Genomic DNA, 25,721 nt, shown 5'->3' on the forward strand with positions numbered 1-25,721 from the left:
GGTCAAACAAGCCCGGCTTTTGCTTTCTGCCCCGGCCCTTCCCTGCCGGAATCTTGGAGGTGGCTACTCCAGGTTCTCCGGTCCGGCTTTGGCTTCCTGCGCTTTTCCGGTTTGTGCAACGTACCGCTTGTAGGTGCGCAAGGCGCTCAAGTGCATGAAGAAGAGCACTATCTGCACTAATGCGACCAGTACCCAGACTCCGGTGATCAGGTAGTTGGGCTCCGCCCCGCGTGTGGCTTCGTCAATGTTGTCCAGAATGTTGGAGGCGGCAATGGCCAGGCAACCGGTGAGGAACATAGCAGATACAAGGACTTCCGCCTTTTTGGACAGCAGATATTTCATTGTCCCCCGGCCCTACCGCAGCTCTTCGATGGTGACGGTCCACCCGCTGAAGTTCGCCGCATTGACGTCCAGGTAGTAAGTGCCCGCGCTCTTATGGAGGGCAGTTTCATCCTCTGCAGGGCCATCAAGCATGACCTCGGGAAGACCTCCGTCTTCGAGCAGCACGATCCCTTCTTCCAAGACGTAGATGGCACCGATGGCGAAATCCTCGCCGCCGGCGAACGAGTACGTCATGCGGGCTTCCGCGCCAGTCAGCTCGAAGGTGGAGCTGGATTTGTCGGTTCCGCCTTCCATCGTGACCACTTCTTGCCAGGTTGCAGCCTCTTCGACGGCTTCGCCGACCGGGTCTTCGGCTTCTTCTTCTGTTTCAGCCGGGGCTGCTGCCGCGGAGCTGGGATCTGCCTGCTGCGACACCGCCGGCACGTCTGCGGCCGTCTTGGCAAGCATTGCGGCACTGCTACCGCCCGACACCATCCCCACCACCAGCAACGCGGCGGTGACAATCCACGCAACGAGCCGGTGCTTAGCGTAGCCGTCCAGCAACCTGCCGGACTTGTCGCGCATTGAGCCGGTCAGGATGATGATCCAGTCGATCAGCACCCACACTCCCAGACCACCAAAGGTCAAGAGCTTCAGCACTCCGGTACCGATCTTGCCGAGATAGAACCGGTCCACTCCGAGGAACCCGAAGAACAAGGACAAGAGCCAGGTGGCGACAAATGATTTTGCTGGCGCTTGGTCACCGGGATAACCCGGAGCCCCATAAGCCTGCTGAATATGGTTGGACATGATATTCCTCAATCTCGCAGCTAGAAGCTGCGTCATAGGTAGTGATGATCAGTTATTGCTTGGTCCAGGTACCGCAACGGCTCAGCTCGAGGTCTTGGCCTTTGCCCACGGTGACCGAAGGACGTCCGCCGCCCGGGATGTCATTGTCGATGATGTCCCCATTGGTCCCTGTTTTGAGCACTGCCCAATAGCAGTCGCTGGAGACTGGCGCGTCAGACCTGTAGGTTCCGGCCTTGATATCCACGCCAATGGTCCACACGCCGTTGCTGACGGTATTGGCTTCTTTCTCGTCCTCGGCCTTGCCGACGGCTTTCTCGCGTTCGGCCAGCGCAACGTCGATTTCATCCAGCTCCTCCTTGCGCTCGTCGAGCCCCTTGGATCTGGAATCCAGCTCGTCGCTGCGCTCAGCCAGCTCGGCTTCCCGGGTTTCGGTTTCGTCCCGGTACTCGTCGAGTTCTTGCCGCACCTCGTCGCGCGCCTCCTCGAAGGCATCCCGTTCGCCTTCCACGACGGACTTCTCGGCCCCCAGAGCGGCGTATTCCTCGCTCTGGGTCGGATCCATGCTGTCGGTTCCGACAAGGAAACCGACGGCCAGCGTTCCCAGCAGGACCACGAGCGCCAGCAAAGGTTTGAACCATCCGCGGCGCTTTCGGTTGACGTGCGAAGAATCAGCTGTGGAGGATTGCTCGGTGGAATTCATGGTTACCGCTCCTTTTCTAGAAGAATGTCCACCCCGGAGTCGGGGTGGTAGGACCAGGAAATTGCCACGCCGTCCCAGCTGTCGTCTTGGCGGCCATCCAGCGCCCGGGTGCTGTCGATCTTGCTGATCACCGATCCGGGGACCTCCAGCCCGGCCAGCACGCAGGCAATCTGCGCGAAGTCCTCCGTTCCGGAATCCCAGACGTCACTGCCTTTGCTGTCCAGCTGCAGCGCCTCGCCGTCATCCAGCACGAGAAAGCCTTCCGCGGAAACTTCGCATTCGTCGGCAACCTGGGCAAAATCGGGCCCGCCGGCAAACAGTCCAGGGTTCGACATGCCGGCAACCGCCAGCGCACCGATGAGGCAACCGGCAACTCCCCCAATTGCTGCCGGGAGCATCCACCGTCGCGGCAAGCGCGTTGCTTGCTCCAATTCGCTGGTTTCAGTTGGCGGTTGGTCGGCTGTCTCCGACATGTCGCTACCTCCTGGAAAGTGATGAGATCTGTTGGGCCGGACCGCGTCCCCAAACTTGGCCCGGCCCAACTGGATGCCAGCTTGTGCTGACGAGTCCACGCTACGGAGAACATTCACTCTGAGTCATTAAATAAACTGATAATGGGGGTTATCAAAGAAAATGAGAATAATGCTTGGAACTCTGACATGATGGAGAAAGGAACAATCGGCGCCACAATTCCAGGAGGTGTTCATGGAAAATCAACACGGTGACCTCATGAGCATGTCCGATATTGCGAGCCTGGCTCAGGTCAGGCGTCCCGTCGTGAATATGTGGATCAAGCGGCATGCCGCCGGCTCCACACCATTTCCAGAACCTGCCGTAGTTCGCGGCGAACAGCGCTATTTCTTCTCGCATGACGTGGTGTCGTGGCTGGAAGAGACTGGCAAAGGGAACAACCCACATGTCCGGACCGACGCTGGAATAAATATCCAGATTGATCCGCAGGACATCGAGCCATTGACCGCGCTGTTGGCCTTGAGGACCCTGGTCGGAGAGCCTTTGGGCACCTACGCAGTCGATGACCTCGTGGACCTGGCCGACGAAGAAGATCCGGATGATGAGTTCCTTTTCAAGGAAATCCATGAATCACGGAACCTGCAGCATCTGGCAAAGAAGGCGGACATGTGCGCTGACGCCGCATATACGGCGGCTCACGCTTTGGAAGCCATCTATTCGGCGCGGAATACCGATGACCTGAAGGAGCGATCCCAAACGGCTCTCAGTGAAGACGCGCTCTCATTCCTCGCCGACGTGGCCTTGGCCCTGCGCGGTCAAGGCGCGATAGTTGAGGCCACCCGCGGCGGAAGCGACCTGCTGCTCAGCACACTGGCTCGACTCCCGGAAACAGAATCGCTCACCGTTGGCTTGCAGCAATCGGACACGGCCGCGCGGTCGGCACTGGCGCGAATGGCCATGCGTCGAGTGGTAGCCGTTGCCGTCGGTAAGGACAATGTCATCTTGGACTCAGTCCATACGGACGGACAGGCAACCTATCTGGCCCAACTGCCGTCCCCCGAGGCCCCGGATGCCCCGGCAAGTGCCTTGCTTTCCCAAATCGATGAGCTTGCCCTCAGCCTCGACCGCCAGGACAGAGCACTGATCGTTGGACCAGCATCGATTCTCAGCGAACCGCTGGAGGACAAGGAGCTGGACTCGATCCGCTCAACGATCCTGCGCAGTCGGCGTGTTCACGTGATCGCTTCCCTCCCATCTGGCGTAAGGGCCGCGAGGCCACGGCAGCGCATGGCCTTGTGGATTCTTGGGCCGGAACTGCCAAGCACCGGAGAGAGTCCGGCACGCATGCTCGTCTCGGATCTGAGCCTACGGACGTTGACGCAGTTGCTCAATGCGGATTTTGGCGCGCAGCTGGCGTTTGGTCTACGGAATATGACCAGCAAGAGACCAGTGGCCGTAATCCACTCACGCTGGATGCCGCTTCCCACGGTGGTCGCTGCCTCCACAGGGCTGATTCCCGCACCACGCATGGAGCGGGAGATCTACACCGACTACGCAACGTCGGCCCGTGCCGTCGCCGAGCTGGAGGCTCTTGCCGAAGTAGTGCAGGAAACCAACGAAGCCCGCCCCGAGTTTCCTTTCGAATTTTCTGCGTTGGAAACTCGGCTGGACTTCAAGCGCGGACATGAACCAACCATCGGTGAGCTGCTTGAGTCCGGTGCTTTGAAGCATCTTCCGGGCACCAGATTTGCTCCAGGTGATGTCGACGACTCAGTACGTTCTGGCATCGGCATCTGGGAGGCACACTTGCTACCCAGTGCCAAAACGGATGCAGCTATTTCCCATTTCGCATTGGCTAACGGATATGGGAACAGCCAACTGACCGAACCCGGCGACATTGTCTTCAGCACAACCGGCGAAGTCCGCGCGGTCGTAGATCGCGCAGGCTCACGAGTGGTGCGTTTCCCGGCAAAGGCATTGCGAATTACCGCGGACAATTCCAGTGGGCTGATCCCTGACCTCATAGTCGAAGCGCTTAACCGCCAGCAGCTGAAGCAATGGCCGAGAACGCATATCCGGATCTGTCCCGAAGACAAAAAAGACCTGCTGGTTCGAGCTTTGGAGTTTCTGAAAAATGAGCAAAAGATCGCGCAAAAAAGAATAGAAACGATTAACGCGCTTGAAAACTCATTAACCAATATGGTTATTGACCAAAAAATTGACATGATTGATCGCAGGACCCAGCGAAAGGAAGGCAGCAATGCCACCCCGTAATAATTCAGCGGCTCAAGCCGCGCTTCCTTCAACTATGAAGGAACTCAAAGACACCTTGTGGAAAGCTGCGGATAAGCTTCGCGGATCCATGGATGCCTCGCAGTACAAGGACGTCATCCTTGGTCTGGTCTTCCTGAAATACGTCTCGGATGCCTTCGAGGAGCGGCGTCAACAGATCCGCGCCGAATTGACGGACAGCGGCCTGGCGGAGGCCCAGATCGCCCTGCTGATCGATGATCCGGACGAGTACACCGGACATGGCGCATTCTTTGTTCCGGATGCAGCGCGCTGGTCCCACCTGGCTGTGAATGCCAAGGGCCTGTCCGCGGTTGACGGAAATGCTCCGAAGAACATCGGTGAGCTTGTTGATACCGCCATGGATGAATTGATGACGGCCAACCCAACGCTGGCGGGCACCCTACCGCGCATTTTCAACCGCGACAGCGTAGACCAACGCCGCTTGGGTGAACTGATCGACATGTTTAACAGTGCGCGGTTCACTGGTGAAGGGTCAACGCGTGCCCGCGATCTGCTCGGCGAAGTCTATGAATACTTCCTGGAGAAGTTCGCTCGTGCTGAGGGCAAGCGCGGTGGCGAATTCTACACACCAGCAGGCGTGGTGCGAGTCCTGGTTGAAGTGCTTGAACCCCAGAGCGGCCGCGTCTACGACCCTGCGTGCGGTTCGGGCGGCATGTTCGTCCAGACCGAGAAATTCCTTGAATCCCATAATGAGGATCGCACTGCGATCTCGGTCTATGGCCAGGAGCTCAATGAGCGTACCTGGCGAATGGCCAAGATGAACCTGGCCATTCACGGCCTAAATGCCAATTTGGGCCCCCGCTGGGGCGACACCTTCGGCCGCGATCTCCACCCGGAGATGAAGGCCGACTACATCATGGCCAATCCACCATTCAATATCAAGGACTGGGCGAGGAACGAGGAAGACCCCCGCTGGACCTACGGTGTTCCGCCCACCGGCAACGCCAACTATGCGTGGATCCAGCACATCCTGTCCAAACTGGCTCCCGGCGGATCCGCCGGCGTTGTCATGGCCAACGGCTCCATGTCCTCGAATTCCGGTGGCGAGGGAGACATCCGCGCCAAGCTGGTGGAGAACGATGTGGTCTCCTGCATGGTGGCCCTGCCGACCCAGCTCTTCCGCTCCACCGGCATCCCCGTTTGCATCTGGTTCTTCGCAAAGGACAAAACGGCCAGTGCAGGCGGTTCCATTGACCGCTCGGGGCAAACGCTGTTCATCGATGCCCGCAATATGGGACACATGGTTGACCGCGCCGAGCGATCTCTCAGCGATGAGGATATTTCAACGATCGCCAATACCTTCCATACGTGGCGTGGCAAGGAATCAGCCGAAGGCACCTACGACGACGTTCCGGGATTCTGCTATTCAGCTTCAACTCAAGAAATCAAGGACGCGGGATACGCCCTAACACCAGGACGCTTTGTCGGTGCAGCTGACGTCGAAGGCGACGGTGAACCGATCGAAGAAAAGTTGGAACGGCTGGAGAAGGAGCTCTTCGAGCAATTCGAGGAGTCAGAGCGGTTGAGTGCCATTGTACGCGATCGATTGGGGAGGGTCCTGTGATTGAGTTCAAGAACTACAAGCTAAAAGAGCTCGCGTCGATCATCACCGGTTCAACACCGAAGGCGTCGGAACCGGATTCATGGGGAAATACCATCCCCTTCATTACACCGTCCGATCAGGTCGATGGGTTACGCAACGTCACAGCCTCACGGTACTTATCGCCTGCAGGCCGAGCTAAGCTCATCAAACGCCTTGTCCCCGAGGGCGCCACAAACTTAACTTGCATTGGGGCAACTATCGGTAAAGTGACTCAAGCGACCGAAGAATCCTGCACGAATCAACAAATCAACTCGTTGCTTGCCAAACCATCAATTTGCGATGCCAACTTCCTGTACTACATGACTAGCAACTGGAGCGCTCGGCTAAAATTGGAGGCGTCGGGATCCGCTACTCCAATTGTCAATAAGACAACACTCGGCAATTACGAATTCTGCGTACCCACTCTTCATAATCAGCAAGCCATCGCTGAAGTTCTTGGAGCGCTCGACGACAAGATCGCGGCCAACTCGAAACTAGCCTCGGCTACAGACAAGTATCTTGCTTCACTGTTCTCACAAACAACCGGAGGCGCAAAGGAAGTAAGTTTAGGCGAGATCGCTCAGGTTAATCCAGACCGTCGCACGCCCGAAGATGGAAAGACAATCAAGTACATTGACATTGCTTCGGTCGGAATTGGTATGCACGCCCCGAGCGAAACCATCCCATGGGGCGAAGCACCAAGCCGTGCTCGACGTGGCCTTATCCATGGCGACACAATCTGGTCAACTGTGAGGCCAAATAGACGCTCGCACTCTCTCAACTTGTCGGATGATCAGACTCTCGTAGCTTCTACAGGACTGGCTGTCCTTCGCCCACCGAAGCATTGCATTGCATACGTCTATGAGGCGACCAAGCGCCCCGAATTCACCTCATACCTAGAAAATGTAGCTGAGGGTAGTGCTTACCCTGCTGTAAGAGCCGATCGTTTCCTGAGCGCGCCAATCCCGTGGGCCGAGGCATCTTGGCGTGAAGAGTTCGAGGCAAAAGCCATGCCGTTACGGCAACTGGTTCACACACAGCGCGAAAACAGTGAAACGCTCTCTAGCCTGCGCGACTCACTTCTCCCGCATCTCATGTCCGGTACGCTGCGCGTCAAGGACGCCGAAAACCTCGTCAGCGACGCGATCTAAGCATCTATCCGTGGGATCGGCGTGGTCAGTCATCCGGTCCCGCCACCACCATCACTCAAGCCAGAAAGTCGATAATCGTGGGGAATATCAAAGTTACGGGCCAGGATGAACCGCTTTCAGCGGGAGCAATCGGTTGCACGTCTGTCGTACTCATTGTCGTTGGGCTCATTCTGGGACTAATTCCAGTCATTGGCCCCTTCATCACCGTAGCTGTCATTGCGTTCACCATCTTCTTGGCTGTCAGCCTCAATAAGGACCGGAAGCAGCACGAACAAAAGCACCAGACGATTGATGGCGAGTTTGTAGATCCCCCATTATCCTCCTCAACGGTCGAGGTCTCCCCCGCACCAAGTTTTAAAGACCAAGCTCCGCCACAGAAGGTGAAGCGTTGGGGCGCCAAGAAAGTCGCCGAAGATCTAGCTCAACAAAACACCGAACTACGCGACATCATTGCCCGGCACAATCTCGAAGACATCGTTGAACTAGCACGCTCCAAGGCCAGGCTTGAACAAGATGTTGCCCGGAATGAACACGCTCTGTTAGCGATTCAGCAGGACGCCGAATCGACTAATGCTCAGCTGATCAACGTCCGTGCTACAGCAGCAATCCAGAATACTGGGCTCTACGACTATGAGCACCCAGCGGAGTCATCTGCCAAGCTCAAGAACGAACTTGAAGCAGTACGTACTGAAGTGAAGCGGTTGGCTCGCGAGAAGCAAGCAATTCGCGCATCCAGCGGGTTCACCTTCAACAACTCTGCCAAGGAGGGCCAGAAGTTCGTCAAGCAGATGTCCACAGTGATGCTGCGCGCCTACAACGCCGAGGCTGAGAACTGTGTCAAGGCAGTACGCGCTGGCAACCTGGAGACGGCGACCAAACGTCTCGATAAGGCGCGGGAGATGATCGAGCGCAACACGGTTCTTATTGACCTGCACATCAACAACAAATACCACTCTTTGCGGCTGCAGGAACTGCAGCTGGCCACTCTCCACCTTCAAGCTGTTGCGGCAGAGAAGGAAGAAGAGCGAGCCCGCCGCGAGGAGTTGCGCGAACAAAAGAAAGCCGAAGCAGAACTCGCCCGGAAGAAAGAACAGTTGGATCGGGAAAAAGCCCGCTACGAAGAAACTTATCGCCAGCTGGTCGAACAAGGTGATTCGGAGGGTGCCGAACGCATCCAGAGCAAGCTCGACGAGTTGTCCGAGGAGCAGCATCGTGTCGAAGAGTACGAGGCCAACTTCCGCTTGGGCCATGTGTATGTCATTTCTAATCTCGGGGCCTTCGGCGAGGGCGTGGTGAAGATCGGCATGACCCGTCGGCAGGATCCCATGGACCGTGTGCGAGAACTCGGCGATGCCTCGGTACCGTTCCGTTTCGATGTGCACGCCATGTTCTTCACTGAAGACGCTGTTGGCGTCGAGACAATGCTGCATCGACACTTCGCCGACCGCCGGCTCAACAAGGTCAACGGCCGCAAGGAGTTCTTCTATGCGACTCCCGATGAAGTGTTGAGAGCACTGCACGAGCACAACGTGGAGGTCGTGACCTACGAGACGGTGGCGAAAGCTGAGGAATTCCGAATGAGTTCGCCAAAAATCACCAACGAGTAGGTACCGTGAATTTTTGCAAGACAAGTTGCAAAATTTCACTGGGTCCAAGACAACACTCAACTTCCCTTGACGAAACTCCCTATCTCGTTAGAGAAACACTAAACGTTTGGAAAGAGAGTCAGATCCGTGGCTATCTCAGGCAACAACGCTGATGAAGGTTCGTCCTCGGCAGAGTTTTCAAATGCCCCAGCACGATCCTCCGTTCCACAGTGGTACGGCGACCTCCTGACGGCTGTCTCCACGCGTATCGAGACTGGTCAAGCTCGTACTATTTCCGCGGTAAATCAGGGCCTAATCCACACCTACTGGGGAATTGGCACCGAGCTCCTCGCCCGGGAAACCGAGGAAGGCTGGGGCGCACGTGTAGTGACGCGCCTATCTTCTGACCTGAAGGAACGGTTTCCTGATGCGCGAGGGTTCTCTCCGCGAAATCTCCGGTACATGAAATCGTTAGCCGAGGCATGGCCGGGCTCAGTAATGTTGCAAGCGCCGCTTGCAACATTACCTTGGTACCACCACATCGCTTTGCTAGAGAAGCTTGATAATTCCGAGGCTCGGCTCTGGTATGCATCGCGAGCTATCGAAGAGGGCTGGTCCCGTAACTCCCTCGTCCACGAGATCGAGACGCACCTGCATGAACGTTCCGGTAAAGCAGTAACCAATTTCCACGACAGGCTTCCCGAATCGGCTGCCACTCTGGCCCAAGAGTCCATCAAAGACCCATACATCTTTGATTTTCTGTCACTCGGCAACCAACGCGACGAGCGGGACCTCGAGAACCAGCTCATCAAGCAAGTCGAGCATTTCCTGCTCGAACTTGGCCGTGGATTCGCCTTTGTCGGCCGGCAAATGAGGCTGGATATCGCCGGAGACGAGTTCTTCCCGGACCTGCTTTTCTACAATTTCAAGCTCCGCCGCTTCGTCGTCATCGAATTGAAAGTCACGAAATTCGAACCGGGTCACCTCGGGCAACTGGGAATGTACATGAGCGCGGTAGACGACCTTCTCGCGCAGCCAGACGATGATCCCACCATCGGACTCCTCTTGTGCAAGACGAAGAACGAAGTCGTGGCCGAATACGCGTTGCGTGGGTTCAAATCCCCCATCGGAGTCGCCGAGTGGGCCACCGAAATCAAGGACTCCCTGCCGGCGGAGCTCGCCACAGGACTTCCAACCATCGAAGAGCTCGAATCCGAACTCGAAGATGCCCATCAGCTAGATCAGCAGTCCTAGGAAAGGATCCCTCATGAATTCGATGAACAACGAGGATGTCTGGGAAGGTATCACTCTCGAACGGCTCGGCGAAGAAGGCTGGGAGCCCAAGCACGGCAAGGACATTGCCCCTGGCACCGGAGAGCGCGACTCCTGGGACGAACTGCTGATCAAGCCGCACCTGCTTGCCGCCTTGCGTCGGTTGAATCCGGGGGTGCCCGACCAGTATCTGCAGCAAGCCTTAGCTGAAATCATCGCTCCCAAATCCCAAGATGCCATTGCGGAGAACTACCGGGTCCACCGGATGTTCACCGAAGGTTACCGGTTGTCCTATTACGATACGGACGGCACCGAACATAACCCGACCCTGCGCCTGATGGGCATGGAAGAATCAGACAACGAGTGGTTGGCCGTCAACCAGGTCCGCCTCGTGCAGGGCGAGTACGAACGCCGTTTCGACGTAGTGCTCTTCTGCAATGGCATGCCCGTGAGCATCATTGAGCTGAAGAAGGCCGGTGCGGTCTCCGCCACCGTGGCCACGGCCCACGCCCAGCTGCAAACCTACCTGCGTGAATTCCCGTTGGCTTTCCGCTTCTGCGTGTTCACGCTCGCCTCCGACGGACTGGATGCACGGTACGGCACCCCATTTACCCCGCTGAACCATTTTTCGCCATGGAAGGTCGATGATGACGGGGTGCCGGTGGAAACCGGCCATGACCTTAGCGGTGAAGCGCCGCTGCCTCTGGAAACCGCCCTGTCCGGGCTTTACAATCCGTCCCGCTTCCTCCAGCTGCTCTTCTGGTACACCGCCTTCGACGGCGGCGAGGAGCTGCAAAAGCGCATCGCCAAGCCGCACCAGTACTTTGCCGTGGCGAAGGCGGTGGGCTCGACCATTACAGCGGTGAAGTCCACCGGCAAGGCCGGGGTGGTCTGGCATACCCAGGGCTCGGGCAAGTCCATGGAAATGGAGCTCTACGCCAACCGGGTGATGCGGCACGCCCAACTGAAGAATCCGACCATCGTGGTGATCACCGACCGAAACGAATTGGACGGCCAGCTCTTCGCCGGGTTCGAGCGCTCGCTGCTGCTCCCGGACACTCCCATGCAGATCCAACGGCGCAGCGACCTGCGCGCTGAACTGTCCAACCGGGTGACTGGCGGCATCTATTTCACCACCTTGCAGAAATTCGGCAAGACCAAGCGCGAACGCGAAACCGGACAAAGCCATCCATTGCTGTCGGACCGCAAGAACATCATCGTCATGGTGGATGAGGCCCACCGCAGCCACTACGACGATCTGGATGGCTATGCCCGCCACCTGCGCGATGCGCTGCCCGGTGCCACGCTCATTGCCTTCACCGGCACCCCGATTTCCTTCGAAGACCGCAACACCCGCGACGTGTTCGGCGACTACATCGACGTCTACGACCTGTCCCGGGCAGTGGACGACGGGGCTACCGTTCCGGTGTACTTCGAGCCGCGGCTGATCAAGGTGCAGCGCTCGGAAGAATTGAGCGAAGAGGACATCGACAATGCGGCTGATGAGGCCACCGTCGGTCTGGACGACACCGAACGAGTCAAGATCGAGCAATCGGTGGCCGTGGTCAATGCGGTCTACGGAGCCCCGGAGCGCATCGAGATGCTCGCCAAGGAAATCGTGGATCACTGGGAGGAGCGTCGGGCAACCATGTCCGGGTTCATCGCCGAACCGGAGGGAAAACCCACCTACGGCAAGGCCATGATCGTTGGCGGAACCCGGGAAATCTGCGCGAACCTCTACGCCGCGGTCGTCAGGCTTCGCCCGGACTGGCATAGCGATGAGTTGACCGCCGGCAAGATCAAGGTGGTCTATTCCGGGGATGCCACGGATGTGCCACCGGTGTCCACGCATGTCCGCCGCGACTCGCTGAACAATATTGTCAAGGCCCGGGTGAAGAACCCCGAGGACGAACTGGAATTGGTCATAGTCAAGGACATGATGCTCACCGGCTTCGATGCCCCGGCCTTGCATACCCTGTACCTGGACCGCCCGCTCAAGGGCGCCCTGCTCATGCAGACCCTGGCCCGCGTGAACCGCACCTTCCGCGGCAAGCAAGACGGGTTGCTGGTGGCGTTTGCCCCGTTGGCCGATAATCTGGCGGCGGCCTTGCAGGAATACTCCTCCACTGACCAGAAGCGCAAACCCGTGGGCCGCAACGTCGAGGAACTGGCGGTCCTCACCAAGCAGCTGATCGCCCAGATCGAAAAGATGCTGGCCGGTATCGACTGGCGGTTGCTGCGCAGCGGGCCTTCGGCCCGTTCCTGGCTCGGCGCGGTGCACAGCACGGTGAACTACCTGCGCGATCCGCTGACTCCAGGCAATCAGCCGGCCGAAGGAGAAGCCAGCCTCGCGGCTACCTATCGCGTCGCCTCTTCGGCCTTGGCGCGCGCCTGGTCGCTGTGCTCCGCCTCCGGCGCGGTGGATGAGCTGCGCGCAGATGTGCAGTTCTTCGAGGAAGTACGTGTCTGGATGGCGAAATTCGATGCGCAGGAGCGCCGCGCCAACGGGCGCCCGATTCCAAGCGAGATCCAGACGCTGCTGGGGAACCTCATTGCCCGGTCCACCGATGCCACCGGTGAGGTCTTGGACATCTACGAAGCCGCCGGAATGCCCAAGCCCAGCTTGGGCCAGCTCACCCCGGAGTTTGTTGCGAAGGCGAAGAAGGCCAAGAACCAGCATCTGGCCATCGAGGCCCTGCGTAAATTGGTAGCAGAGGAATCCATCAAGGTCACCGCGCACAACATGATTCGGCAGCGCGCCTTTTCGCAGCGCATCACCGAACTGATGCGCAAATACACCAACCAGCAACTCACCAGCGCGGAAATCATCGCCGAGCTGCTGGAGATGGCCGACGAAATCACCGATGAGGCCAGTCGTGGCGAACGCTTCGAGCCGCCGTTGGACTACAAGGAACTGGCGTTCTACGATGCCATCAGCCAGAACGAGTCCGCGGTCGATCTGCAAGGTCCGGGAATTCTTGCCGAGATCGCCCGACAGCTCGTCGCCATGATGAAAAGGGATGCCAAAACCGACTGGACCGTACGCGAAGATGTACGCGCCAAATTGCGCTCCCAAGTCAAACGACTGCTGGTGATCAACGGCTACCCGCCAGACCAGCAGCCCGAGGCCATCAAGCTCGTGATCGAGCAGATGGAAACCATGGCCCTGCGCGAGAACGCCGCCGCTAGGGTGCACTGATGCCTCATCCTGGCCTTCCTGCGTTGCTCCTGCTTTCCCGGCTGCTGCCGGCTCCGCGAAACCGCAATCGGGCTCTTACTGCCTTTGCTGTTCCTGCAGCCAGTCGGCAAAGGTCTGGGAGCCCAGCCGCGCGCCGGCTCCGGGCAGCAATGTGCCATCGCGCATGGCACGCCCCATAGGCCCGGGAATGGGTATTTCCATCACGCGCTTTGCCCTTCCGGTGGCGTGTTTGAGATAGGCCCGGACCAGATCCGCCATCCGCTCTTCGCGCGGCCCGGCGAGATCTGCCACCACGCCTTGCGGCTGGGCCACCGCAAGCTTCACCAATTCGGCGGCGACTTCGGCCGCCGCGATCGGCTGCGAACGCATGGCCGGAGCGAATTGCGCTGGGCCGAGGCCCAAACGGCCTTGCATTTGACCGGCGAACTCGTGGAACTGGGAGGTGCGCAGCAGGGTATATCCGCCGGGCTGCGCCATCAGCAAACGCTCCTGGGCTGCCTTGCCCGCATAATACTGGGCATCCACCGCCAACGCGCCAATGATCGACAGGGCCACGTGATTGGCGCTGCCCACCGCGCGGCCGGCGGCCAGCAGGTTTTCGGTGACCTTCGTAAAGAAGTCCACCGCGGTGCTGGTGCGCATGCTTGCGGTGCCCGTGACGTCGATAACCGCGCCCACCCCTGCCATGGCTTGGGCCAGGCCGCGGCCGGTCAGCAGGTCCATGCCCGTTTTCCGGGTCAGGATCAGCGGCTGGTGACCGGCCATTTCAACTGCGGCCACCACGTGACGGCCGATAGTTCCGGTTCCACCTGCAATAGCAATCTTCATGGGCGTTCCCTATCTCGGATGCCTGCCACGTCAGCAAGCTCACCATGAGCACTAGCTCGTCTCTTTCCAACCCGACTCTACGACAAGCTCAGCGGTTTTGATCCGCAAAAAGCAAAAGAAGGTGCGCAGAGAAATTCCTGGCGGAATTCCCTGCGCACCTTCGAAAACATTCGGGGACCGAGATTACTCGACAAATTCCTCCATGTCCACGTCCTTCGTCTCACGGGTCAGGAAGAGCGCAAAGAGCGTCAGCACCGCGGCGATGGCCAGGTAGATTCCGACGCCCATCGTGTTGCCCTTGCCTGCGCTCCACAGTGCGATGGCCACGAACGAAGCCGGAGCCGCACCGATCACCGAAGACATGTTGTAGGCAACTGCCGAACCGGTGTAGCGCACGTTTGAAGGGAACAGCTCGGGCAGGAACGAAGCCATCGGACCGAAGGTCAGGCCCATGAGCGTGAAACCGATGACCAGACCGGCCATCGCCGCGCCCTGCCCCGGACCGAAGAACAGGGTCCAGGCCAAGCCGAAGACCAAGATTCCGCTGGTCACCCAGATCAGGAACTTGCGGCGGCCGAACTTCTCGGCCAGCGGCCCGGAGACCACGGTGAAGATACCGAAGAAGACGACGCCGATGATGAGCATGGTCAAGAAGGTTGGGCGTTCGATGCCCAGTCCCGGAACGAACCCTTCGGCGCTAAAGGTCTTTCCTGCGGCCTCGGCAGCAGCCTGCCCTTGTTCAATCGTTGCCGCGGTGGTGCCGTAGGTCAGCGTGAACGAGGTCATCAGGTAGAAGAGCACATAGGTGGCAAGCATGATGAAGGTACCGGCCAAGGTTGGTCGCCAGTGGTTCTTCATGGTCACCGAGAATGGGGACTTCACCACCTTCTTCTCGTTGAGCACCTTCTGGAAGGACAACGATTCCACGAGCTTCAGACGCACCCAGAGGCCGATGATGACCATCACCGCGGAGAAGTAGAACGGAACGCGCCAGCCCCAGGCCAAGAACTGCTCTGCGGTCAGCGTGGTCTGCAGGACCACGAACATCAGGTTGGCCAGGATGAAGCCAACCGGTGCGCCGAGCTGCGGGAAAGTTCCGTAGATGGCGCGCTTGTTCTTCGGAGCGTTTTCGGTGGCAAGCAATGCGGCACCGGACCATTCGCCGCCCAAGGCCAGGCCCTGAGCGAAGCGCAGGATCACCAGCGCCGTGGGCGCAAGTACCGTCCAGTGGCCCTGTGCGGCGGGCAGGAAGCCCATCAGGAAGGTCGCGATACCCATCAGCAGCAACGAGGCAACCAGAGTTCCCTTGCGTCCCAGCTTGTCACCGTAGTGGCCGAAGACGATCGAACCGAGCGGGCGCGCGATGAATGCGACACCAAAAATGGCGAAAGAGGACAGGATGGCGTTGATCGCCGTGGCGTTGGGGAAGAACAGCGTTGGGAAAACCAATACCGACGCGGTGGCGTAGGCATAGAAGTCGAAGAACTCGACCGTGGTGCCAATCATGCTGGCGAACAGCACGCGCCCACGGGTGTTTTCCTTTGGCGCTACTGTCTGGTTAGCCTGCGACATGGCGGCGGCTCCTTCTGAAGTGCGAGAAAAGGCTCGTTTATGACTTCATAATGGTAAGCCGAAACGACCAGTATGTGGATATTTGTGTCCAATATTTGGACACATTTTTTATTCAACACCCACCTGGCCCAGTATTCGCCCCTGACTTGCGCGAAATGTGCTCCCGAATAGTGAGACGCGGCAATTGAACGCAGCGCATGCCCTATATCAAAAGACGAGCGGACTATGAAGTGCCCCACGAAAATATACTTCTGCGCCAATTTGCGGCAGTGGCCGTGCGCACCACCTGGCGCTGGCTTCCACCGGCCCTGACAGCGCGAAAAAGCCGGGCATTCCCGATTGCTGCTCAGGAACGCCCGGCTTATGCGGCAAGAGACCTAGATATGACGGTGCAAGCGGCGGGCGGCTTCGGCCAAAGAACCGGAGAGCGATGGGTAGACCGAGAAGGTCTCGGCTACATCATCCACGTGCAGGCTGTTCTGCACCGCAAGCGCCAGGGAGAAGATCAATTCACTGGCCCGCGGCGCGACGACAACGCCACCGATAACGGTGCCCGAGCCCTTGCGCGCAACGATCTTCACGAAGCCCTGCTCGACGTTCATCATTTTTGCGCGAGCGTTGGTATTCAGGTCAATCTTGATGATGTTCGCCTGGTACTTGCCCTCGGCGACCGCACGCTGCGAGACGCCGACGGTAGCGATTTCCGGGGAGGTGAAGACGTTCGAGGAGACCAGATTCAGATCGATCGGCTTCACCGAGTCGCCGAGCAGGTGGGCAACGGCAATGCGGCCCTGCATCGCGGCCACCGAAGCCAGGGCGAAGACACCGGTGCAGTCGCCAGCGGCGTAGACGTTGGTGACGGTAGTGCGCGAGACACCGTCCACCTTAATGTGGCCCGAATCGCTGAGCTGAACGCCGGCTTCCTCCAGGCCGAGGCCTTCGGTGTTCGGGATCCCGCCGACGGCTACCAGGCAATGGCTGCCTTCGAGCACTCGGCCATCGGCCAAGGTGACAAACACCTTGTCCCCCTTGCGCTCCACGCCTTCGGCGCGTGCTTGGGAAACGACGTTGACGCCGTTTTCCTTGAAGGCGTCCTCGAGCACGGCCGCGGCATCCGCGTCCTCGCCGGGAAGCACACGGTCACGCGAGGAGACCAAGGTCACCTTGGCGCCGAGCAGATTGTAGGCCGATGCGAACTCCGCACCGGTGACACCGGAGCCAACAACGATCAGGTGCTCTGGCACCTCGTTCATATTATAAATCTGGGTCCAATTGAAGATGCGCTCGCCATCTGGCTTGGCGGTAGGAAGTTCGCGCGGATGGGCGCCGACGGCAAGCAAGATGGCGTCGGCTTCGATCGACTGCTCCGAGCCGTCCGGGTGGCTTACCGCCACCGTCTTGCGGTCCACCAGGCGGCCGTCGCCGATCACGATACGCACCCCGGCACGCTCCAGGCCGGTGCGGATATCTCCGGACTGTTCCTTGGCCAAGGCCAGCAAACGGTGGTTGACCACCGAGAAGTCGGTCTGCGCATCGTTGATGCCCTCGATGTTGACACCGAAGGTTTCCGCATGCTGCACCCGGCGTACCGCGTCAGCGGTAGCGATGAGGGTTTTGGACGGCACGACATCCGTGAGGACCGCCGAACCACCCATCCCGGCACGCTCTACAACGGTGACATTGGCACCTAGCTGGGCGGCTCCCATGGCAGCTTCATAGCCACCTGGTCCGCCACCAAGGATTACTAAACGGGTTGCTTTATTCCTACGATCTGCGCTCACCTTTCCCATTGTTCACCATGCACCGGATTTGCGCACATCACGATCGAGTGAATTTCGCCCCGTTGCCACCGTTGCCACCTGACAAAGGGGCTACCTACCGGTAGCGTATTTCACGTGAATGATATGCAAAACGACCCACAGGCGTTGGCGGCACAGGCCGCCCAGGTAATTGCCGAGCAGACGAACGTCGAAAAGCACGACATCGCTCTGGTCCTAGGCTCCGGTTGGGGCCAGGCCGCCGAGCTGATCGGCGAGACCACCCACACCCTGGATGCCGCCAACATCCCCGGGTTCCATGCCCCGGCCGTACCCGGCCACCGCGGCAGCATTTCCTCGATCCTGACCGAAACCGGCAAGCGCGTGCTGGTCCTTGGCGCGCGCACCCACTATTACGAGGGGCGCGGCGTCCGTTCGGTAGTGCACCCGATCCGCACCGCTGCCGCTGCCGGCTGCACCCAAGTGGTGCTGACCAATGGCTGCGGCGGGCTGAATCCGGCATGGACTCCGGGTACCCCGGTGCTGATCTCGGATCATCTGAACCTCACCGCCGCCTCCCCGTTGGAAGGCGCCACCTTCGTGGACCTGACCGACCTCTACTCCTCGCGCCTGCGCGAGGTGGCCCGCGAGGTCGACCCGACCCTGGACGAAGGCGTGTACGCCCAGTTCACCGGCCCGCACTACGAGACCCCGGCCGAGGTGCGGTACGCCAAAACCATCGGCGCCGATCTGGTGGGCATGTCCACCGCGCTGGAAGCCATCGCCGCCCGCCATGCGGGAATGGAAATCTTCGGCATCTCGCTGGTGACCAACCTGGCCGCCGGCATCAGCCCGGTTCCATTGAGCCACGAAGAGGTGATCGAGGCCGGCCAGGCTGCCGGCCCGCGGATCTCGAAGCTCCTGGCGCAGATCATCGCCCGGCTCTAGGCGAGAATCAACTTCACTTTTCGAGGCTAGGAAAACGATGAACCACACCGAGAAAATCCAGCTCCTCGCGCGGGCGGCCCATTGGGCGGCGCAGGATCCGGATGCGGCTACCGCCGAAGAACTCCAGCAGCTGATCTCCCGGGTCGAATCCGGGGATGCAATCGCCATGGAGGATCTTGCCGAGCGCTTTTCCGGCGTGCTCGAATTCGGAACCGCCGGGTTGCGTGCCGAGCTCGGCGCCGGCCCCATGCGGATGAACCGGGTCGTGGTCCTGCGCACCGCCGCCGGGATCGCCCGGTTCCTCAGCGAACGGGCCGCAGGCGCCTATGCGCCCAAGGTCGTGATCGGTTTCGACGCGCGCTACAACTCGGAGGTGTTCGCCGTGGATTCGGCGGCGGTCTTCACCGCCGCCGGCTTCGAGGTCCTGCTCATGCCTTCGGCACTGCCGACCCCGGTGCTCGCCTGGGCGGTGCGCACCTTCTCCGCGGAGGCCGGAGTCATGGTCACCGCGAGCCACAACCCGCCCCGAGATAACGGCTATAAGGTGTATGTCGGCGGCAGGGTGGCCGACGAGGTGGGCCGCGGCGCGCAGATCGTCTCCCCCATCGATGAGCAGATCGCGGAGCTCATCGATCCGAACCAGCCGGTGGCGCAGATTGAGCGTCAGGCCTCCGGGTGGACGGTGCTTCCAGGCTCCGGCCAGGACGGAGACATCGAGGCGGCCTACCTGGATTCGATCGGCAAGGTGATTGATCCGGCGGATGAAGCCCGCGCGCTGCACCGCAAGCAGCTGAAGGTGGTGGTCAGCGCCATGCACGGCGTCGGCGGTCACACCATGCGCCAAGCCTTGCGCAACGCGGGATTCACCGATGTGCATATGGTCCCCGAGCAGGAGCACCCCGATCCGGATTTCCCGACGGTGAAATTCCCCAATCCCGAAGAGCCCGGGGCCATCGATTTGTCCCTGGCCCTGGCGCGCAAACTCGGCGCAGATCTGGTCATCGCCAATGACCCCGACGCGGATCGCTGTGCCGGTGCCATCCATGACGGCACCGCGTGGCGCATGCTGCGCGGCGACGAAGTGGGCTGGCTGCTCGGAGACCAGCTTTCGCGCACCCTCCCGGCGGAACAGAAGCTGGCGAATTCAATCGTCTCCTCGCGCATGCTCGCCGCAATTGCCAAGGACAGCGGGCGCGAACACGAGGAGACCCTCACCGGTTTCAAGTGGATCTCGCGGGTGGAGAACCTCGGCTTCGGCTACGAAGAAGCACTGGGCTACTGCGTGGCTCCGGGGCTCGTGCGCGACAAGGACGGAATGTCCGCGGCGCTGGTGCTCGCAGACCTGGCGGCGGAGCTCAAGGCCGGCGGCAGCAGCATCCAGGGGCGCCTGGACGAGCTGGCGGCCCAACACGGCGTGCACGTCACCGACCAGCTTTCCCTGCGCTTCACCGACCTGTCGCAGATCCCGGTGCTGATGGACAAGATCCGCACCAGCGCCCCGGCGGAACTCGCCGGAGCGGCGGTCACCGAGGTCACCGACCTGTCCCGCGGCACCGAAAAGCTGCCGGCAACCAACGCAATGGTGCTGCACACCTTTACCGGGGCGCGCGTCATAGTCCGCCCCTCGGGCACCGAACCCAAGCTCAAGTGCTACCTCGAAACCGTGGAGCACGCAGATGACTTGGCCGGCGTGCCTGCCGCACGGGCGCGTGCCACCGAACAGTGTCTGGCCCTAAAGCGCGAACTCGAAGCGTTCCTGAACGAATAAATTGTTCGTGCAGGACCTGCTCAAAAACTAGGTAAGAGAACGAACAGAGGATCAAGATGAGTGAACTGAGCGCCCGCGACATTGCCGGCTTTATCGACCACACCCTGCTGGCACCGAACGCTTCACGCGAACAGATCGTGACGATCTGCGAGGAAGCCAAGAAGTATGAGTTCAAGTCCGTCTGCGTGAACCCGCTGTGGGTGTCCACGGTCTCCCGCGAGCTCTCCGGCTCCAACGTCTTAACCTGTTCGGTGATTGGCTTCCCGCTGGGCACTTCCACCACCGATACCAAGGTCTTTGAAACCCGCACCGCGGTAGCCGACGGCGCCAACGAGATCGACATGGTGATCGACGTGGCTGCGGCGCTGCGTGGTGATGGCGACGCGCTGGTTAACGAGATCTTCGCCATTGCCCAGGCAGCCCACGAAGGTGGCGCGATCTTGAAGGTCATTATCGAAACCTGCCTGCTTACCGAGGAGGCCAAGGTTCTGGCCTGCGAGGCAGCCAAGGCCGCGGGCGCCGATTTCGTGAAGACTTCCACCGGGTTCTCCACCGGCGGCGCCACCGTGGAAGATGTCGCCTTGATGCGCAAGACCGTCGGCCCTGGTCTGGGGGTCAAGGCTTCGGGCGGTGTGCGCAGCGTGGAAACCGCCCGGGCCATGATTGCCGCCGGCGCAACACGTCTCGGTTCCAGCTCCGGAGTTGCTATCCTAGAGGGAGAGCAAAGCGGGTCCAGCTACTAAGGCACCGCACCCATTCGTTTCCTCAAGGAGAAAAAGTGTACTCGAACGGCAAGAACACCGCCCACTCTGGTGAAGGTCGCCTCGTTGGCAACATCGTTAATACCGTGATCTTCCTGGTGCTGTTCTCGGCTGGCATCTACGCCCTGTCCTACTGGACCTTGGAGACCGCTTGGTGGCCAACCATCGCATGCTTCGTGCTGTCGTTCGGCGCCTTCGCGATTCCGATGCACCTGATGGGACGTTCGGACTCCATCGCCGTGGCTGCCGCAGCTAACACCGCCAAGTAAGTCAAGCTTGAATCAGGGGAGGTCTTCGGACCTCCCCTTTTTCGTGCCCAGCCCGGCCAAGGCTGCTTGCTTGGGCTTAGGCTGCCAGACTAGTCTCAAGCCATGACCAGCAACTGGCACGAACGCATCGAATTATTCTGGAACACCGCAGGGACTAAAAATCCAGATGCCCTGCGCAATGAGTTGGCGCAACTACTTGCGCAAAAGCCAGCAAATGATGCTGAGGCCCTTTTTGAACGAGCCTCTCTGCACGATTATCTGGGCGAGGAAGCCCTGGCCATCGGCCCCTACCGCGCGGCCATGGCCGGGACGTTGAGCGAGCAGAAACTGAGCGAAGCGCGAATCCAGCTGGCCAGCACCCTGCGCAATGTGGGTGAGTTCCAGGAAGCCATCAAGCTGCTCCGTGCGGTCGGCCCGGACTCTTCCCTGCACCGCGATGCGCAAGCGTTTCTCGCCTTGGCCTTGCATGATGCCGGCGAAGGCACCGCGGCCCTTCGGGTCGCCTTGCAAGCATTGGCTCCGAGCCTGGCACTCTATGCCCGGCCGGTGCACGACTACGCGGACGAATTACACGCTGAATGACCGATGGCCGGGATCCCGGCCATCGGTTTGCTCGAGGCCTACTTTTTCGCTTCGGCCACCGCTGGCGTCGGCTCGAAGATTCCGTAGAGCATGCGTTCGGCCCATTCCAGGATCGCCTCGTCGGCCAGGTCCTTGCCGCCCACCGGCGAAGTCCGCGGCTTCGGGATGAAGATCGCGTTCAAGGCCGGCTTGTTCGCGGCCCCTGGGTAGAGGCGTTCCAAACGGACCTGGCGCGAGGCCGGAAGGTCTTCGATCTTCGCCGGTGACACCTTGATGTGGTTCCCGATCTGCTGGATGTCACGCAGCCCCACCGCGCGTGCCCTCACGCGCAGCGCCGCGACACGCATCAGGTTCTCTACCGGCTGCGGCAGCTTGCCATAACGGTCCTCGAGTTCCTCGCGGACCTCGGCGAGCGCTTCGGCGGTTTCGGCTCCGGCAATATTGCGGTAGGCCTCCAAGCGCAGTCGTTCGCCCGGCACGTATTCGTGGGGCAGGTGCGCATTGACCGGAAGGTCAATTTTCATTTCGGTGGCTTCTTCTTCGCCTTCGCCCTTGAAGTCCGCTACCGCCTCGCCGACCAGGCGCAGGTAGAGGTCGAAGCCGACCCCGGCGATATGTCCTGACTGCTCCCCGCCGAGCAGGTTGCCTGCTCCGCGCAATTCAAGATCCTTCATCGCCAATTGGTAGCCCGAGCCGAGCTCGTTATGCGCTGCCACGGCCTTCAGCCGCTCCAGCGCCACCTCGCCGAGCGGCTTCTCCACATCCCAGAGGAAGTAGGCGTAGGCGCGCTCGCGGGCACGTCCCACACGCCCGCGAAGCTGGTGAAGCTGGGAGAGCCCGTAGTTGTTCGCCCGGTCCACGATCAGCGTGTTGGCGTTCGAGATGTCCAGGCCGGTTTCGATGATGGTGGTGGAGACCAGCACATCGAACTTCTTCTCCCAGAAGTCCTGGATGATTCGTTCCAGCCGCGATTCGCTCATCTTGCCGTGCGCCACCTCGACGCGCGCCTCAGGAACCAGTTCGCGCAGCTCCGCGGCGACCCGGTCGATGGAGGAGACCCGGTTGTGCACGAAGAACACCTGGCCGTCGCGCATCAGCTCGCGGCGGATCGCGGCGGAGATCTGCTTATCGCTGCGCGGTCCGACGAAGGTCAGCACCGGATGGCGCTCCTCCGGAGGCGTGGCCAGCGTCGAGGTCTCGCGGATTCCGGTCAGGCTCATTTCCAAGGTGCGCGGGATTGGCGTGGCGCTCATCGCCAGCACATCCACGTTGGTGCGCATCTTCTTCAGCTCTTCCTTGTGTTCCACACCGAAGCGCTGTTCCTCATCGATGACCACCAACCCGAGGTTCTTGAACTGGACCGTCTTGGACAGCAGCCGGTGGGTGCCGATCACGATATCGATCGAGCCGTCCTTGAGCCCGGCAAGGATTTCCTTGGACTCCTTGGCCGTCTGGAAACGGGAAAGCGACTTCACCCGCAGCGGGAATCCCGAATAGCGTTCGGTGAAGGTCTGGTGGTGCTGGGAGGCAAGCAGCGTGGTTGGCACCAAGATGGCCACTTGCTTGGAATCCTGGACCGCCTTGAACGCGGCCCGGACCGCGATCTCGGTCTTGCCGAAGCCCACGTCACCGGAGATCAGCCGGTCCATGGGGATCTCGCGCTCCATGTCCTGCTTGACCTCGTTGATGGCGGTGAGCTGATCCGGGGTCTCGATATAGGCGAAGGCCTCTTCGAGCTCGTTCTGCCACGGGGTGTCCGGGCCGAAGGAGTGGCCGCGGCTGGCCATTCGCGCGGAGTACAGCTTGATCAGGTCCCCGGCGATCTCCTTGACCGCCTTGCGGGCCTTTGATTTGGTGCTGGCCCAATCCGAGCCGCCCATCTTGGACAGGCTTGGCGCTTCGCCTCCCACGTAGCGGGTGACCAGGTCCAGCTGCTCCATCGGAACGAAGAGCCGGTCCCCCGGTGCCCCGCGCTTCGAAGCGGAGTATTCCACCACGAGGTATTCGCGTTTGGCATCCTTCGAGGACCCGGACACCTTGCGTGCCACCAATTCCACGAATTTGCCGATGCCGTGCTGCTCGTGCACGATGTAGTCGCCGGTTTGCAGGGACAGCGGATCCACCGCATTGCGCTTGCGCTTGGCACTGAGCTTGCGCGTCTTGCGGCTGCCATAGGCGCTCGAACGCCCCAGCAGGTCGGCTTCGGTCAGCAACCCGAATTTCAGCTCGTCAAAAACGAAGCCGCGCCCGGCGGTGGCCTGCGTGATTTCGATGAGTCCCGCCGTGGGCAGCTCGCTGAGCTCCGGGACACGGTGCGCCGGGATCTGGTATTCCTGGAAAAGTTCAGACAGCCGCGCCGCCGGGCCCGGGCCTTCGGTGGCCACCACCAAGCGCCACCCGTCCTTGACCCGGCCGGAGAGGAATTCCATCATCGCTTCGATGTCGCCTTGGTAGCCGCGTGGTTCGCGGGCCTCGACCCGGATGGTCGCCGCGCCTAGGCCAAGATCTTCATCCGCACCCAGCGAGGTCAGCGACCACCAAGAGACCTTGGCGTCTTTGGCATGCTCAACGGTTTCGGCCAGTGAGGCGAAGTCGCCGGAGGCGAGCTTGCGTCCGGACTCCGCGGTGCTCAGATCCAATGGCGCCGCCGCGCCGTCGGAGGCCGAAGCCCACGCCGCGGCCAGGAATTCAGCGTTGGTCGCATTCAGGTCGTGGGCGCGCGAGCGGACTCGCTCGGGTTCCATCACCAGCGCGATGGACGAGGCCGGAAGCAGCGAGAGCAACGGCACCATCTCATCGACCAACAGCGGCGCCAGGGATTCCATGCCTTCCACGGCAATGCCGCCGGCAATTTTGGTCAGCATTTCCGTCGCCGCGGGGAAGTTCGCCTTGAGGTTGGCGGCCCGGCTCATCACCTGCGGGGTAATGAGCATTTCGCGGCAGGGAGTGGCCACGATCTTGGCTGGAGCCTCGCCTTCCAAGGAACGCTGATCGGCGATGGAGAAGTAGCGCATCGAATCGATTTGCTCGCCGAAGAAGTCGATGCGCACCGGATGCTCGAGAGTTGGCGGGAAGACGTCGATGATGCCGCCGCGGACGGCAAATTCGCCGCGATGAGTGACCATGTCCACCCGGGCATAAGCCGCCGCGGCCAGATCCCTGATGACTCTTTCGAAGCCCGGCTCCGCGTCGAGCTCGAGCTCCACCGGGCGCAGCTGCCCCAATCCGGAGACCAGCGGCTGGAGCACCGCGCGAATCGGCGCGATGATGACCTTCAGCGTCGGGTCTCCGTCGTGCAGCCGACGCAGGACTTCCAGGCGACGGCCCACGGTATCGCTGCGCGGGGAGAGCCGCTCATGGGGCAGGGTCTCCCAGGAAGGGAACTCCGCGATCTGCTCTGCGGGCATGTATGCGGTCAGGGACGCCGAGACGTCCTCGGCCTCGCGACCGGTGGCGGTCACGATCAGCATGACCGACTGGTCTTGCCCGGAGAAAAGCCCCTCGGCGACGTGGGCGCCGAGAATTGCGCGCATCCCTGGTGGGGCGGCGATCTCTAGCTCTTCGCTGCGGGCGTTGAAGGCCAACGAGGCGCCTTGCTGGATTCGCCTAAATGACGGTTCCTCGCGCAGGAAATCATGAAGTCCGCTCAGGCTCATGTTGCTTAAAGTTCCTCTCCTGAAGGCAAAATATCCGGTAGCGCACCACAAACAACGACCGCAAAATGTTTCCGCGGTCGGCGCAATGCCAATATGTTGTTTTATGCTGCCTTCCTAGCCTACCTAACCTGAGGGAACCGATAGGGTTAATAACGACCAGAACCGGCACGGAACA

Annotated in this window: 19 protein-coding genes; 11 read left to right on the forward strand and 8 right to left on the reverse strand. The window is 60.5% G+C overall.

Annotated features, from left to right (window positions below; genetic code table 11):
* Positions 1 to 63: 63 nt before the first annotated feature.
* The 4 genes from CIK76_RS14195 to CIK76_RS14210 are packed head-to-tail and all read right to left on the reverse strand — an operon-like array spanning position 64 to position 2,304.
* Positions 64 to 342 (reverse strand): hypothetical protein, encoded by a 279-nt coding sequence (locus CIK76_RS14195; protein ID WP_096287545.1) that lies wholly within the window; start codon positions 340 to 342, stop codon positions 64 to 66.
* A 12-nt stretch (positions 343 to 354) separates the two neighbouring features.
* Positions 355 to 1,131 carry a TM2 domain-containing protein gene (locus CIK76_RS14200; RefSeq protein WP_255248484.1) on the reverse strand — a complete coding sequence of 259 codons (777 nt, stop codon included), beginning with the start codon at positions 1,129 to 1,131 and terminating at the stop codon, positions 355 to 357.
* Positions 1,132 to 1,183: 52 nt separating this feature from the next.
* Complete coding sequence (locus tag CIK76_RS14205) at positions 1,184 to 1,831, reverse strand: DUF3552 domain-containing protein (RefSeq protein ID WP_096287549.1); 648 nt, start codon at positions 1,829 to 1,831, stop codon at positions 1,184 to 1,186.
* A gap of 2 nt (positions 1,832 to 1,833) precedes the next feature.
* Positions 1,834 to 2,304 carry a hypothetical protein gene (locus tag CIK76_RS14210; protein ID WP_096287551.1) on the reverse strand — a complete coding sequence of 157 codons (471 nt, stop codon included), beginning with the start codon at positions 2,302 to 2,304 and terminating at the stop codon, positions 1,834 to 1,836.
* Positions 2,305 to 2,536: 232 nt separating this feature from the next.
* Between CIK76_RS14210 and CIK76_RS14215 the strand changes: the two genes are divergently transcribed.
* The 6 genes from CIK76_RS14215 (at position 2,537) to CIK76_RS14240 (ending at position 13,405) form a co-directional block, all read left to right on the forward strand.
* Positions 2,537 to 4,576: a hypothetical protein gene (locus CIK76_RS14215; RefSeq protein WP_096287553.1), complete on the forward strand. Its 2,040-nt coding sequence runs from the start codon at positions 2,537 to 2,539 to the stop codon at positions 4,574 to 4,576.
* The gene (locus CIK76_RS14220; protein ID WP_217990397.1) at positions 4,563 to 6,179 is read left to right on the forward strand and encodes a class I SAM-dependent DNA methyltransferase; all 1,617 of its coding nucleotides are present in this window, start codon (positions 4,563 to 4,565) and stop codon (positions 6,177 to 6,179) included. Before CIK76_RS14215 ends, CIK76_RS14220 begins: the two co-directional genes overlap by 14 nt.
* Positions 6,176 to 7,348 (forward strand): restriction endonuclease subunit S, encoded by a 1,173-nt coding sequence (locus CIK76_RS14225; protein WP_176484226.1) that lies wholly within the window; start codon positions 6,176 to 6,178, stop codon positions 7,346 to 7,348. Before CIK76_RS14220 ends, CIK76_RS14225 begins: the two co-directional genes overlap by 4 nt.
* A gap of 77 nt (positions 7,349 to 7,425) precedes the next feature.
* Positions 7,426 to 8,955 (forward strand): DUF4041 domain-containing protein, encoded by a 1,530-nt coding sequence (locus CIK76_RS14230; RefSeq protein WP_217990398.1) that lies wholly within the window; start codon positions 7,426 to 7,428, stop codon positions 8,953 to 8,955.
* A gap of 126 nt (positions 8,956 to 9,081) precedes the next feature.
* Positions 9,082 to 10,188, forward strand: coding sequence for a PDDEXK nuclease domain-containing protein (locus CIK76_RS14235; protein ID WP_255248485.1), 1,107 nt, complete (start codon positions 9,082 to 9,084; stop codon positions 10,186 to 10,188).
* 22 nt (positions 10,189 to 10,210) lie between these two features.
* On the forward strand, positions 10,211 to 13,405 hold the full coding sequence (locus CIK76_RS14240) for a type I restriction endonuclease subunit R (protein WP_217990403.1): 3,195 nt from the start codon (positions 10,211 to 10,213) through the stop codon (positions 13,403 to 13,405).
* 75 nt (positions 13,406 to 13,480) lie between these two features.
* On the opposite strand, the gene CIK76_RS14245 is transcribed toward CIK76_RS14240, so the two are convergent.
* The 3 genes from CIK76_RS14245 to CIK76_RS14255 all read right to left on the reverse strand — a co-directional run bounded on the left by CIK76_RS14245 (position 13,481) and on the right by CIK76_RS14255 (position 17,586).
* Complete coding sequence (locus CIK76_RS14245) at positions 13,481 to 14,233, reverse strand: SDR family oxidoreductase (protein ID WP_096287559.1); 753 nt, start codon at positions 14,231 to 14,233, stop codon at positions 13,481 to 13,483.
* Positions 14,234 to 14,416: 183 nt separating this feature from the next.
* Positions 14,417 to 15,805 (reverse strand): MFS transporter, encoded by a 1,389-nt coding sequence (locus CIK76_RS14250; protein ID WP_096287561.1) that lies wholly within the window; start codon positions 15,803 to 15,805, stop codon positions 14,417 to 14,419.
* Between the two features lie 377 nt (positions 15,806 to 16,182).
* Positions 16,183 to 17,586: an NAD(P)H-quinone dehydrogenase gene (locus tag CIK76_RS14255; RefSeq protein WP_255248486.1), complete on the reverse strand. Its 1,404-nt coding sequence runs from the start codon at positions 17,584 to 17,586 to the stop codon at positions 16,183 to 16,185.
* Positions 17,587 to 17,709: 123 nt separating this feature from the next.
* Between CIK76_RS14255 and CIK76_RS14260 the strand changes: the two genes are divergently transcribed.
* The 5 genes from CIK76_RS14260 to CIK76_RS14280 all read left to right on the forward strand — a co-directional run bounded on the left by CIK76_RS14260 (position 17,710) and on the right by CIK76_RS14280 (position 21,890).
* Positions 17,710 to 18,510: a purine-nucleoside phosphorylase gene (locus tag CIK76_RS14260; RefSeq protein ID WP_096287565.1), complete on the forward strand. Its 801-nt coding sequence runs from the start codon at positions 17,710 to 17,712 to the stop codon at positions 18,508 to 18,510.
* Positions 18,511 to 18,547: 37 nt separating this feature from the next.
* Positions 18,548 to 20,278: a phospho-sugar mutase gene (locus tag CIK76_RS14265; RefSeq protein WP_096287567.1), complete on the forward strand. Its 1,731-nt coding sequence runs from the start codon at positions 18,548 to 18,550 to the stop codon at positions 20,276 to 20,278.
* Positions 20,279 to 20,334: 56 nt separating this feature from the next.
* Positions 20,335 to 21,021: a deoxyribose-phosphate aldolase gene (gene deoC, locus CIK76_RS14270; protein WP_096287569.1), complete on the forward strand. Its 687-nt coding sequence runs from the start codon at positions 20,335 to 20,337 to the stop codon at positions 21,019 to 21,021.
* A gap of 35 nt (positions 21,022 to 21,056) precedes the next feature.
* The gene (locus CIK76_RS14275; RefSeq protein WP_096287571.1) at positions 21,057 to 21,308 is read left to right on the forward strand and encodes a hypothetical protein; all 252 of its coding nucleotides are present in this window, start codon (positions 21,057 to 21,059) and stop codon (positions 21,306 to 21,308) included.
* A 102-nt stretch (positions 21,309 to 21,410) separates the two neighbouring features.
* Complete coding sequence (locus CIK76_RS14280) at positions 21,411 to 21,890, forward strand: tetratricopeptide repeat protein (protein ID WP_255248487.1); 480 nt, start codon at positions 21,411 to 21,413, stop codon at positions 21,888 to 21,890.
* 38 nt (positions 21,891 to 21,928) lie between these two features.
* On the opposite strand, the gene mfd is transcribed toward CIK76_RS14280, so the two are convergent.
* Positions 21,929 to 25,546: a transcription-repair coupling factor gene (mfd, locus tag CIK76_RS14285; RefSeq protein ID WP_096287573.1), complete on the reverse strand. Its 3,618-nt coding sequence runs from the start codon at positions 25,544 to 25,546 to the stop codon at positions 21,929 to 21,931.
* Positions 25,547 to 25,721: the final 175 nt, after the last annotated feature.

This window comes from Glutamicibacter sp. BW80 (genome assembly GCF_002332385.1).
Lineage (GTDB): Bacteria > Actinomycetota > Actinomycetes > Actinomycetales > Micrococcaceae > Glutamicibacter.